This window comes from Pseudomonas sp. NPDC087598 (assembly GCF_044743525.1).
GTDB lineage: Bacteria > Pseudomonadota > Gammaproteobacteria > Pseudomonadales > Pseudomonadaceae > Aquipseudomonas.
On sequence record NZ_JBIUWQ010000038.1, the window covers coordinates 24,721 to 36,568 of the forward strand.

Here is an 11,848-nt window from a genome sequence, read left to right on the forward strand (position 1 = left end):
AGAGACCGCCAGCAGCAAGCTGCCGAGTAGAACCAAAAATCCTTTCACGCTGTAACTCCTTAATGGAAGACCTGAAAAAACAACGGCTGCCGGCTTATTTCTGATTGCCCGGATTGACCAGACTCAATTCCCCATCGCGATACAGCACCTCGCACCCGACCCACGCCGGATCAACCTGCGGCATCACCGCCGACGGCTTGCGCAATTCCCTCAACAACGTCGAGCCGTGGGACAAGCGCCCGCCCATCCGCGCAATCACCGCCCGCGCCGTTTGGTAATGCGCATGCCGCCCCGGATCGAGGGTGTCTTCGAGCAAAATATCCTCGCCCAGAATGCCCTGCACCTGCCCCGGATAAATCATGAATCCGGTGGCCTGCTCCGCACCTTCGCGCCCGTCCTGCCAGAAGCTGCCGTCACGACTGCGAACGTCCGGATGCGGTGCGAACCAATGCTCGCGATCCGCTAACGGCATGGCGTGGTGCAGGCGGAAGAAAATGCGCATCAGGTTGTCGCGGTACCACTCGCGCACTTGCAGGTAGTAGCCGCGCAGGCCCGGCAGGCCGGTGGAATGCGCGAAGCGGATCAGCCCTGACCATTGCGGAAATGGCTGGAGCGGCAGTTCGCTCGACGCCGGCCGAGGGGTGCCGGGATCGGTCTCCCACGGCAATCGATGCGGACTGTTTTCAAGGTTGTCGTAAGCGGTCGGCGGGCGCCCCAGCCAATCGCCGCCACTGCTGGCCAGCGCCGTGGCGATGCACAGATTGCCTTGCACGACGAACACGTAAAACCGGGTGAACCAGTCCGCCAGTTGCTGGCCGTCAGCTTTTTGGGCGACGAGTTCGGCCAGCTCTTTATCGAAGCGCTGCAAGCCATGTTCAAGGCTCAGCAGATGCCCGCGGGCGATGCGTTGCATGCGCAGGAACAGCGGCAGCGAACGCAGCAGCTTCAGCGGTTGCCACGGCAGATGCGGAGTCGCGCCGCCGACTTCACCGGCGTAGTTGCTGGCGCTGATGCCCCAGTCGGCGAGGCGGGCGAGAAACAGGTCATTGTTGATGTAGGACGCGCCGCCAAACACTGCGGTGAATGGCTCGTTGTCCTGCAACACCCGCGCATCCCAACGCGCCATGATCGCCGGAATGCTCGCCGCCGCCCGGCGCTGGGCGTACTCGACAAAAACGCTCGGTTGCGGTGGCAGGATCTCGGCGATGTTGGCGGCGGTCAAGTGTCGGCGCCAACCGTAGTCGCTGATCGGCCGGTATTGCAGCAGCCACAGTTGCGCACCGTCCCAGGCCCATTCGACGTCGCCGGGTACGTAGTGGAAAACGCGCAGCACGTCTTGCAGAAACTGCCACAGCAGCGCTTCGGTCAAACCGTGCGTGGCGGTAAATGCCCCGCTGCGCCAGGCCTCGCCGACCCGCGACAAGACGGCCCGTTCAGGGCTGACGTGACCATCGGCCAGCGACTCCAGATGACCTTCAACCCATTCCAGCTCTACCGACAGATGCCGCACAAACGCGATCCCGGAAACCTGCGGCGTGATGAAACGCTGCACCACCACTTCCTCGACGCCTTCGGCGGTCAATTCGGCGATGCGCTTCGGTACGTTGGCACGCGGCTCGCGCAGGTAAGTGGTGCTCAAACCGGCATTCGCCGAGTCGGCCTGATCCTCGCCATAACTGGAGGAGCGCACCGCCCAGGTCACGTCGGGTTGCGCGGCGAGAAACGCAGACAGACGCGGATCATCGCAATCGTTGAGGGTCAGCGCCGCCGGCACCGCTTGCCTTGCCAGTTCAGCGAGGCGCAAACGGCCGCCCTTGGTGTGCGCGACAAAACCACGCTCGCCGGACTCCAGCCACGCGGCAAATTCGGCCGGGGAGTCGATCCACGGGTAATGACCCCAACCGGGTTTGAGGCTGATGGTCAAATCGGCGCGAGCGAGAATCGCCGACCACGCCGCCGCTTGCTCGATGCCGAGCACGTTGTCCTGATCGCCCCACACCAGCTCGACCGAATCGGTGATCCACTCCAGCAACGGCAGCGCGGTGTCAGCGCGAACCAGATCCCAATGCGGCACAAATGCCCGGCAACGCGCATAACCGGCGCCCATGCGCCGATACTGCGCGGGCGTCCAGGTCTGGTTGGAAAACTTGCGTGCAAACAGCGTCGGTTTGTTCGACAGCAACCAGTGGATGGTCTTGCGGATCGGCAACGGCGACATCAGCGCCGGCAACCGCCGTTGCCATAAAAAAGCACCGACCGGCGCCAACAAAACACTGCGAGAAAAATGCCCGGGCCGACGTTGCAGCGCATGCAGCACCAGCAACGCGTTGACCCCGACCGCCATAATCGAGCTGCCCTGCTGCGTCATTGCCAGCAAGGTTTGCGCATAGTGCGCAAGATCCTCGCAGGGCGGCTGCGGGTTGGCGCCGAAACCGGGCAATTCCAGCGGCACCACCTCGTAGCGCTGAAAGTGCGGCAGCGCGTCATCCCACCAATCGGCGGCGCTGCCGTTGCCGGCCAGCAGGTACATCAAGGGCTTGCTCATCGGCGATCCTCAGGCCAGATCGCGCAGCGCGGCGTCGAGGGTCGGATAGCGGAACGAATAACCCGCCTCGCTCAAACGCTGCGGCACCACACGCTGACCGTCGAAAAACAGCTGCGCCATCTCCCCCGCCAGCGCCCGCACTGGCGCAGCAGGAATGTGGAACCACACCGGGCGTTTGAGGACCTTGCCGACATTCTCGGCGAACGCTGCCTGACTGACCGTTTCCGGCGCGACCATGTTGTAGGTGCCGCGCAGGTTTTCATCGTGGAAGGATCGAGCGATCACCTGAATCACATCGTCGCGGTGCACCCAGCTCATGATCTGCTGGCCGTCACCCATGCGCCCGCCGAAGCCCAGGCGAAACGGAATCAGCAACGGCAACAACGCACCGCCCGGACCAAACACCACGCCGAGACGCAGCACCACCTGGCGCACGCCAAATTCAGTGGCCGGTTGCGCCGCCGCCTCCCAGCGCGCACAGAGTTCGGCCATGAAACCGTCGCCCTTGCTCGCCTGCTCATCGAGGCTCTCACTGGCATCGCGCACGCCGTAGAAACCGATGGCCGAGGCTTGAATCCACAGCGCCGGTTTTTGCTTTGTGGTCTTCAGCCAGGCCATCAGCGCTTGGGTGGTGCCGACCCGGCTGGCGAGCAGTTGCGCCTGACGCTTGGGACTCCAACGGGGGCCGGCGACGGGAGCGCCGGCAAGATTGATAACTACGTCGAAGGCTTCTTCGTGACTGAGTTCGCTGAGCGAATGCACGCAGCGGGTACGGCCGTTGAACAGGTTGGCCGCGTTCAACGGATCGCGCGTCAGGACGTTGACCGAATGGCCGGCGTCGAGCAGTTGGTTGACCAAGGCTTCACCGATAAAACCAGTGCCGCCGGTTATCAGCACGCGTTTGTAGGCGCTACCGGTAAACGGGTCGGATGGGCTCGGAGTCTTTACTGAAGGGGATTTCCGCCGGTCATGCCGGTGGAGCCAGAACAGCGGCGGCAACAATACCAGCAACGCAAAACTATCGAGCCACAGGTGCGACCAGACCTGTTGTTGCGCTGACAGCCACATGTCCTGCGGTGCCCATAACAGGATGCCGGCGATCAACCATCCCCACACTGCCGGGGCTTTCAAGCGATTGCCCAAGTGCACCAACGCAAGCATGTACAACGAATAGCTTTGCAGCGTCGCGCCGAACAGCGCGAGCCACCAGACTTGTTGTTCGTGGCCGGCGGCGGGTACTGCGTCGGCGCCCCAGAATGCGAGTTCGAGTGTGTGCAAATAGCCGTCGAGTAAACCGGAGTGACCGGCCCAGGTCAGGGTGAGACCGGCGAGTATGTGCACGATCGCGGCGGCGTATAGCCACAGCACTAGCGCGGGGCGAAGCGAGGTCGAGGGGGCTGGCATTCCGTGTCCTGAGCGCATTCCTTGGGGGTGGGGAGTTTAAAGGAAAAGCGTCGTGTTTCGGGGAGTGTCAGTAGCAATAACTGGGTTTGATTGGCGTGGCGGCGTTCTTTTTCAGTTCACCCAAACGATAAATGGATCCTTTGTGGCCCCTCGCTACGCCCAGCTCATAACAGGCCGCCGCTCGGGACAGGTCCTTTGTCACCAGCTCACCGCGTTCGAAAGAGGAGCCTAATGCGCCCAGGGCCTGGACGCTGCCCATGGTCGCAGCACGGATCAATGCCTTTTCAGCCAACTCTGGATGTTGGCATGTACCTACGCCAGCAATTGTGTTGCCGTCACAGTAATACAAGGAAAGTGTCAGCGCGCCGTCGGCCGAGGTCTCCGCTGCCGCTTTGATCAGCGCCTCCACCTGTTCTGTTGGCAACTGCGGTGCCATGCCAGAAAGGCTCAAACTTACGGCACTCAAACTGGCTTCCGGGTCTCCGGAGCGCGCTGCGCACAGATTATTTTCCAATGCCGCCTCGAAAAGCTCTCCGGTGAGACGGTATTGCTCCAGACCACCCAGCCCGCTAAAAGCTTGGGCGCGTTGACGACAAAAACTCTCCTCGACACTCAACATGGGCTTACTCGCCACTATCAAATCTTTCTCACTGATCGACCAATCCTCAACGCCTTCAAGCACCCAACATGCCTGACGAGAAAAGTTGAAAATCTTGATATTGCTGTTGCCCGCTCGCTTATCTACGACGTTGACGTGACTGGTGTCGATCTCTTCTATCGCAACTCCAGGCGTCTTACCGGGCACGATCGCCGCCATTAACGGGTAGGTAAAAGAAGTGCCCCTGACACCCGAGGTCGAAGGCTCAAAAGTACTTCGATCCTTTCCCGCTACCGGTTTCAACACCAGCGACTTGACCGTCAACGCCGTGAGACGGCGTTGTGATTCGCTGTTGGCGGAAAACGCCGTCAGGAAAGGCGCGAACTCCTCCGACGGACAAGCGTCGCTGGTCGGCGCCGTCGAAGCACTCTTGTCGGACGCTAGAGCAGGGACGATCTTGTCCAGATACGCCGAGCGCTCGCGACTCATTCTGGCGATGCACGAGTTGACTGCGACCACATGCGCCGGCATCCCCGTCTCGATCTCGAATGCTTCCAAAGGGCAGTTCGCATCGCGCAATTTCAGCCACGCACGTTGCGACTCTTTAACCTTCGCCGCGTACTCCGCACCCAAGGCTGGATCTGTTCGATAGTCAGACTCAAGCCGCGTCATCAGTTGCTTGTAGCTGACGTTCAGCTGCGCATCGGCAGCCTTCATCACCGCCGTCGAGCAGGGCACCATTTCCATACTTGAGGTGACTTGGCTGCAATCATCCTGCGCATACGCCGCCGAGACGGGCAGCAACAACGAGGCCAGCAGGGTAAAAACAAAACGGTTCACTGTGTTCATCCTTGAGTCATTCAGGTTTTGCGTTGGGTGAATCGGGTGACGCACTGCTTCGGTCTGTTCATTTCCCAGTAAGTGCTGAGCAACACCTTGCGTTTTTTGTCGACGCGCAGGTTGACGAAACCGTCGCCGCAATCCGGCTGCAGCTCTTTGAAGGTGCCGGTTTTGGCTTGATAAACGAAAACTCTGAAGTAGTCGTAAGTGCCCATGCCGTCATCCAGCTGCCAGATCGCGAAATCTTTGGCACCGTCGAAATTGAAGTCCTCGATCTGTACCTTGAGTGCGTTTATGGCTTCAAAATCTATGGTCCGGGGCTCGCTGCGTGTTTCGCCTTTAACCGAGACATTCAGTGTGGCGCCCTCAATAACCAGCGTCGTGTCGACGCCTGTGACCGGGCTGAACTTAGTGGTTTCGGCCAGTGCCGGGATCGCCCACAGCAGGCCGAGCAGTGATACCGCTAGAGTTTTGAATTGCATGTACTTGCCCTACTCCCACTTGCATCCGGACTCCAGGGAAGAGTCGATGTTGGTGTTATTCAAGAAGTGGTAAACCTTACCGTTGGACTTTTTCGTGTACTTCATCGAGACGATCTGCGTCCCTTGAGTCACGAAATCGTAGGTTCCCGCGACCTTGCCGTTGATGACTTCAGACCACGTTGTGGCGCTCTGCCATGGGGCGTCGGGGCCTAACATTTCGTCTTCAGAATCCGTCAACACAATGGAAATGGGCGTGCTGGATTTGGCGTACTTTACGTAGCCACCTGACCATTTGCTGGACGCGTCGTAAAAGGTACGGAACTCAAACTTTACCGGACTGGATTCGGAGAGTTCGAAGCAAAATGATTCGCTGGTGACTGCGCTGTGGGCCACTAGCGGGAAGAGGCTGGACAGCAACAGAAGTACTTTTTTCATGTTCATTTCCTTATGAGAGTCGGCTTTACTGCTTTTTTACTTCCGACTTTCCTCGGCAAAAAAAAATGATCGGTAGCCACTGATTTACGCAGATAAGCCCTTTGTTGTCAGACCGATCCTCTTTGTGTCGCGATCACTTAAACAGAAGTCACGATTTTTCGATCTGCGGCTAAACGGATGTCATGTTCGTCGGACATTTCCCGCAAGACGCCGAGCCATCCATGAACTATCCACCCCTTGCATTCACCGCTAACCTTGATTCGTCACCGTAAAAAACGGTGACACGGACGTGCAAGTCCGGTACATATCGCCGCACAAACGCCTAGTCAGAGGTTCGAGCTTTCAAATGCTCGTTATGACGCTTTATGGCGGCTGTGCGCGGGAGGTCCTTTTGGGGTCTGCCGGGTCCGATATGCCCGGTCTTGCACACCTGCGTACAGCTACCACCTTCATTCGAATGCAAGCGAACGGGTGTCAGTCCCTTTAAATACTCATATCGGGATGTATCCATGTTCAAAGTAACGCCCAACCCGCCAGACAATACTGGCACCCCCGCCGAGCAATCCCTCGACACAGAAATGCTCGACAAAGAAGCAGCCGACCGCGCCTTCGCCCACTACTTCCCACCCACCAACGACAAACCGTCCAAACGCCGCAAAGGCAGGCTCTTCACCATCTCCACCGGCATTGACCCGGAAGCCCTCCTGGCCAACGCCTCCGAAGACATGCTGTCCATCAGCGCCATCGCCGCCAAATTAGCCGACGATGTCGAAGGCTCGAACCGCTCAGTAGCGCTGGCCCTGAGTCGAATCGCCGATGGCGCACAACTCATGGTGGAGCGAGCGCTGGATCATCTGGAGGAATTGATGGCGGCCAGGCAGGAAGTGAAAACATAAAGAAATAACGGGGGACGGATGATGCATTAGAGGCAAATCCGTCCTCACTCTTTTGGGGGGGTGAAAACCAAAATCACTGATCGACGACATCTATCAAAGTAAGTTTCTTGCCATCGAATTCGTAGAAACGCTGCCGGTTACCTTCATCGAGGTCATTACCCTTTACATCCACTTCCGGGTCGGCTGAGACACCCATAATCACCAGCAATCTGCTGTCTGGCTTGTAGACGGCCGCGTAAGGCGCTGTACCGTCATTACCGATGATGTAATAAGCGTTAGGGAATGACGTAACAACCTCACCGGTTTTCACGTCAAGGACTTCTCCACAGATAGAACCGCCGCCACAGCCGTTTGCGTAAACCACATAATGGCCCGCAAAATTTACAGGTTGCTTGATCGCATTTTTCCGTCCCTCAGCCCAGCTTTTATTTTCATCATTCGTGACGACATCATGATGTTGGCCCTGAAAAATTTCTTCGACTTTATAGTTCTCGAAGCGCGGCGTGTCAGCTTGGGCGAAACATGAGAAGAGAAAAAGCGCGCCCAACCAAAACAAACGAAACGCTGATACCTTACTTGCCATTATTTTTTGACTCCTCTAGAACTCGAACCATGTCAGCCGGCAAAATGTGTGCGGTGTTGAGACCGTCGCCAGCATAATACGACTGTCCTTCAAAGCTTGCGACCCTCGATAACATGACAGGTTTTCCGTCTTTCATTTCAATGTTGCCGTGCTCATCTTTTTTCGGCACCGAGCTAATGGTTTTGCCTTTTCTCACACCTGCCGACGCAAACTCCAATGCCCAGGTATAGGCAGCTCTTTCAACATCGCCATCGCCTTCCAGATATTGGATGAATGCCTTGCGCTTAATTTTTATCAAGTACTCTTCGAAAATTTTGTCCTGAGTTTCTTCATCAAATTTAAGCGTGGAAGCAAGCTCAAGCTTCTTCACCGCTTCATTGATAGTGTCTGGAACCATTTGGTAGCGACCCGCCGCAAAAATCTCACGATCTTTCTGCTTCTGCTGTAGTTCGGCAATCGTCAACGTAGTCAGATCAGTTTTATAGAAGGCTTTTAAACCACCCTTCGTCTTGTTGTAAGCCGTGTAATCGTTGTTCGACTCAACACTCGCAAGCAAATTGGCAAACGCGCTGTGTGCCCAACCTTTTCCAGGCACGGCAAATTTCATGAAATTATTGACGAATGCGATGGGGTGAAAATGATAAATCTGTTTTGGCAGTGGCATCTGTAGCGCACCCGCCAACTCATCCCAAAATACCAGTTGATCGATGCGTTCCTTTTCATGCTCGAGTAACTTTGGAGACTCCGCGAGTAATTTATCAAGTCGACTCCACTTCGGCTCAGAGGATTTCGCTTGCCATTCGGTCGGATGGTAGGCGATCAACTTCGTCCAGCTATCCCGAAATTCCACATTTTTTAATGCAGAGTTCAAGTCCGCAGAAGTCACCTCACCATCTTTGTCTCCCAGAGTGTCGAGTTGCGCATGCAGTTCCTTGAAAAAAGGTGGCATGGCATCAGGGTCGAGAAAACCATCTGAGCTTTCATCCCCCTCTTTGACAACTGTATATCCCAACTTCGCCCAGTCATGCTGAGATATCAGTTGAGCACCTGATGACGTAAATGTCACATCCGCTTTTTTAATCAAACCCGACAGTTTCTTATCTTTTTCTGTCACTGTTGGCTCATACCACTCGACCCCCTTTGAATCTTTGAATATAGAAACCGAGCCCATAGGCACTATATGCTTGGATTCAAGCGTCGAAGGCTGTCCGGTGGACGCTTTACTGGCAAGTACTGTACCGGCAGGCAGGCTCATATAACTCATGCCAATCTTCAACGCAGCTTCATTCTGTAGGAACTTGTCGAGCGCCGAGTCACTGGTGAATATTTCAATGTGGGCATGGTACTTACTTGAGGTTGTACCCTCAACTTTCCCAAGGTTCTCCTGCAAGCCTAAAAATCCTATTGGATGGCCCGCTTTGATTGCTGACTGACAGGCGATTACTTTATCGAACTCAGTGGGTGTGACTTCAGCCCACGTAACCATTCGTGCTTTACCGATATCTTCCACGCTGGCCCAAAAAGTCGAAGGAACAGCCCCAGCGCCTCTCAAGCCACCTGACAAACAGGTGCACTCAGCCATTCGAACAAGAGAACTTCCGACTTTCAGATTAAATACTTTAGTACCGTCGAATTTAATTTCACTGTTCAAGCAAAGGGCCATTTCTCCCATCGGCTCCCCGGCACTTTCACCGTTAGCAACAGCTTTGGGCGCTGCGAACAACGGTAATCCGTTAGGCGCGCTGACGCGAGCCTTTACTGTGCCTTTCCAATAACCTGGGCGAGTTCGCTCCGGGGGTAATATCGCACTCCAGATCGCGGTGTCTTTTTTATTGGTTACTGCCACACCATTTTTCTTGTACGCAAACCATGCTTCTTGCCCGACTTTCCTCTTGGGAACCTTTCCGCTTAACAACTTGCCTTTGGCATAAACAATACCGTTACTGGCAAGCTTTTCCTCTAGAACCTCAAAGACGGTGCCAGTAGAAATCATCCCGTACTTTTCACACCCTGGCCCATCCTCAGCTTCACTACGGGCGATAAAATCTCCTACCGTGAATTTTATCTTAGGCTTGCCCAATTCTTCCTCTGTTGGCAAATATCCTTTGAAGGGCACAAGGTGCATATAAAGACTGAAGAACACTAAGCTGTTTTGTTTTCCTTTATTTGCGCCCTCTTCCGGGTTGGCAGGCGATTTGTAGTCATGCCGGACCAGACAGAAAGAGTTAGAGTATTTAAGCTTGGCCGGCTTATCGCCAGAATACTCCGACTGCAAATAATCCTCATTGAGGCGATAAGCTACAACCACGCCATCCGCCATGCACCGAACTGGTTCATTTTTCACACAGTAAGAGGCACTGGCATCGCTGATATGAATGCCACCGTGCCAGAAATTGTGGCTGCCCAACAGGTATTGACCTGAGGTCTCATTTTCGATTGCGGCATACAGTTCATTTGCACTCTCAAATTGTTTTCCATCAGCTTTTCTGATGGGAAATTGAAAGTTTAGAACAGGCTCCGGGCCAGCAGGCGTTGCCGCGGGGGCGGGAGCGGGTGCAGGTGTTTCCCCCGCGCCGGTTCTGTACTCTTCTTTAGCCCTGAGAAACTTTGTTGGAATGGGCCAGTAGAACGCCGGGTCTTTAGTGCCAAAATGAGTGAACGACGGACCTTTCTTCGTCTGCGCGCCGAAGAACTTGCCTGCGGTACCAGCGGGGTCAACGGAAAAAACAATGCCGGTGTGAAATAACTTTTCCCCACCACCCAATGGATCTTCATTAATCCAAAGAGCGATATCACCTTTCTTGACGTCTGGCGGCACTACGGTCGTGTAATAGATGGAATCCACCATCGCGCTTGTATCTTGATAAGGGATTTTGTAGCCCGCCCCCGTCAGCAACAAATTAACCATATGCGAACAATCGATTAATTTATTACCGGTCGCATTGGTTTTTACGCCATCGCCACCCATCTTGTACACGTAGCCGCGATTTTCGTAATTGCCCGTTAAATCTAATGGTTCTGTCATTTCTGCATCCTGCAAATCAATAGCAATGGCTGGTTTCAGCGGCTTCAGCGGTTTGCGATTTTAATCTGGTTAAATTATTCAGGGCGATGGCACTGCCTTTATTGGCGGCCAAGCGATAGCAATCCAGTGCTCTGGCAGTATCCTTAGTCACCAACCTACCGGTCTCAAAAGTATCGCCCAGCTTATTCATAGCTTCGGGTGAGCCCATCGACGCAGCGCGAATCAACTCCCTTTCGGCTTCTTCAGGATGCTGACAGGGACCCTCGGGGTCAGTGTTGTTGCCATAGCAGTAGAATGTGGACAATGCCGAGGCACCGCTTGCCAGCGTAGTGGCCGATGCCTTGAACAGGGCTTCGACCTTATCTGTTTCCAACTGAGAAGCCATTCCGGAAAGACTCAAGCTGGCAGCATTGAGACTTGCCTGGGGGTCACCGGAAGCTGCGGCGCACACATAGTTTTCAAGAGCCGCCTCAAAAAGCTCTCCCGTCAGAGAGTACTTTTCCAACCCTCCCAGCCGGCCGAAGTTCCGTGCACGTTGATAACAGAAGTTCTCGGCAGTGGTCATGGTCGGAGTACTTGCCACAACCATGTCTTTTTCGCTGATCGACCAGTTTTCAATCCCCTCCAGTACCCAACATGCTTGGCGAGCAAAGTTGAGGATCTTTATGTTGCTGTTACCCGCTCGCTTGTCCACAACGTTGAAGTGGCTGTCGTCAATCGTTTCGACTTCGACGCCTTCTGTCTTGTCCGTCGCCACCGGTGCCATCAGGGGAAACGTCAACGTTGAACTGTTGACCCCCGTAGTTATCGGCTCAAAATTATTGTTCTCCCCTGCCGGTTTCAAAACCAGCAACTTCACAGTCATCGCAGTCAGGCGCTGCTGGGTTTCAGCATTCGCAGAAAACGCCGGAAGGAACTGAGAGAAATCCTCGGACGGGCATTCATCCGCATAGACGCTGCCATGAAACAGGCTCAGCAGCGACGCGGTGAAAACCGCTACGGCAAAGCCATCGTTCTTCTTCAAAAAACCATTCATGTCG

The 11,848-nt window shown here is 55.3% G+C and carries 9 protein-coding genes; 1 reads left to right on the plus strand and 8 read right to left on the minus strand.

Going from position 1 to position 11,848, the window contains the following annotated elements:
* Nucleotides 1-94: 94 nt before the first annotated feature.
* The 5 genes from ACIOWE_RS19780 to ACIOWE_RS19800 form a co-directional block, all read right to left on the minus strand.
* Entirely contained in the window at nucleotides 95-2,545 is a 2,451-nt protein-coding gene (locus ACIOWE_RS19780) for an alpha/beta hydrolase (protein WP_401394801.1), read from the minus strand.
* 9 nt (nucleotides 2,546-2,554) lie between these two features.
* Nucleotides 2,555-3,949, minus strand: coding sequence for a TIGR01777 family oxidoreductase (locus ACIOWE_RS19785; RefSeq protein WP_401394804.1), 1,395 nt, complete (start codon nucleotides 3,947-3,949; stop codon nucleotides 2,555-2,557).
* A 67-nt stretch (nucleotides 3,950-4,016) separates the two neighbouring features.
* Nucleotides 4,017-5,387 carry a lysozyme inhibitor LprI family protein gene (locus ACIOWE_RS19790; RefSeq protein ID WP_401394886.1) on the minus strand — a complete coding sequence of 457 codons (1,371 nt, stop codon included), beginning with the start codon at nucleotides 5,385-5,387 and terminating at the stop codon, nucleotides 4,017-4,019.
* Nucleotides 5,388-5,407: 20 nt separating this feature from the next.
* A complete protein-coding gene (locus ACIOWE_RS19795) occupies nucleotides 5,408-5,869 on the minus strand; it encodes an XAC2610-related protein (protein WP_401394806.1) in 462 nt (153 codons plus the stop codon).
* A gap of 9 nt (nucleotides 5,870-5,878) precedes the next feature.
* Nucleotides 5,879-6,304, minus strand: a complete 426-nt coding sequence (locus ACIOWE_RS19800; protein WP_401394809.1) for a hypothetical protein — start codon at nucleotides 6,302-6,304, stop codon at nucleotides 5,879-5,881.
* A gap of 509 nt (nucleotides 6,305-6,813) precedes the next feature.
* On the opposite strand from ACIOWE_RS19800, the gene ACIOWE_RS19805 reads away from it, so the two are divergent.
* Nucleotides 6,814-7,200: a DUF6124 family protein gene (locus tag ACIOWE_RS19805; protein ID WP_401394812.1), complete on the plus strand. Its 387-nt coding sequence runs from the start codon at nucleotides 6,814-6,816 to the stop codon at nucleotides 7,198-7,200.
* A 73-nt stretch (nucleotides 7,201-7,273) separates the two neighbouring features.
* Here ACIOWE_RS19805 and ACIOWE_RS19810 read toward each other — a convergent pair whose 3' ends face one another.
* From ACIOWE_RS19810 to ACIOWE_RS19820, 3 genes are read right to left on the minus strand one after another with little or no spacing between them, the layout of a single operon-like run.
* Nucleotides 7,274-7,783, minus strand: a complete 510-nt coding sequence (locus ACIOWE_RS19810) for a hypothetical protein (RefSeq protein ID WP_401394815.1) — start codon at nucleotides 7,781-7,783, stop codon at nucleotides 7,274-7,276.
* Entirely contained in the window at nucleotides 7,773-10,808 is a 3,036-nt protein-coding gene (locus tag ACIOWE_RS19815) for a hypothetical protein (protein ID WP_401394818.1), read from the minus strand. The genes ACIOWE_RS19810 and ACIOWE_RS19815 overlap by 11 nt, the downstream gene beginning before the upstream one ends.
* A gap of 16 nt (nucleotides 10,809-10,824) precedes the next feature.
* Nucleotides 10,825-11,844 (minus strand): tetratricopeptide repeat protein, encoded by a 1,020-nt coding sequence (locus ACIOWE_RS19820; RefSeq protein ID WP_401394821.1) that lies wholly within the window; start codon nucleotides 11,842-11,844, stop codon nucleotides 10,825-10,827.
* Nucleotides 11,845-11,848: the final 4 nt, after the last annotated feature.

Coding starts and splice junctions, on each gene's coding strand:
- ACIOWE_RS19810 (WP_401394815.1), bottom strand. CDS start 7,783: ATGGCAAGTAAGGTATCAGCGTTTCGTTTGTTTTGGTTGGGCGCGCTT.
- ACIOWE_RS19820 (WP_401394821.1), bottom strand. CDS start 11,844: ATGAATGGTTTTTTGAAGAAGAACGATGGCTTTGCCGTAGCGGTTTTC.
- ACIOWE_RS19795 (WP_401394806.1), bottom strand. CDS start 5,869: ATGCAATTCAAAACTCTAGCGGTATCACTGCTCGGCCTGCTGTGGGCG.
- ACIOWE_RS19780 (WP_401394801.1), bottom strand. CDS start 2,545: ATGAGCAAGCCCTTGATGTACCTGCTGGCCGGCAACGGCAGCGCCGCC.
- ACIOWE_RS19800 (WP_401394809.1), bottom strand. CDS start 6,304: ATGAAAAAAGTACTTCTGTTGCTGTCCAGCCTCTTCCCGCTAGTGGCC.
- ACIOWE_RS19805 (WP_401394812.1), top strand. CDS start 6,814: ATGTTCAAAGTAACGCCCAACCCGCCAGACAATACTGGCACCCCCGCC.
- ACIOWE_RS19785 (WP_401394804.1), bottom strand. CDS start 3,949: ATGCCAGCCCCCTCGACCTCGCTTCGCCCCGCGCTAGTGCTGTGGCTA.
- ACIOWE_RS19815 (WP_401394818.1), bottom strand. CDS start 10,808: ATGACAGAACCATTAGATTTAACGGGCAATTACGAAAATCGCGGCTAC.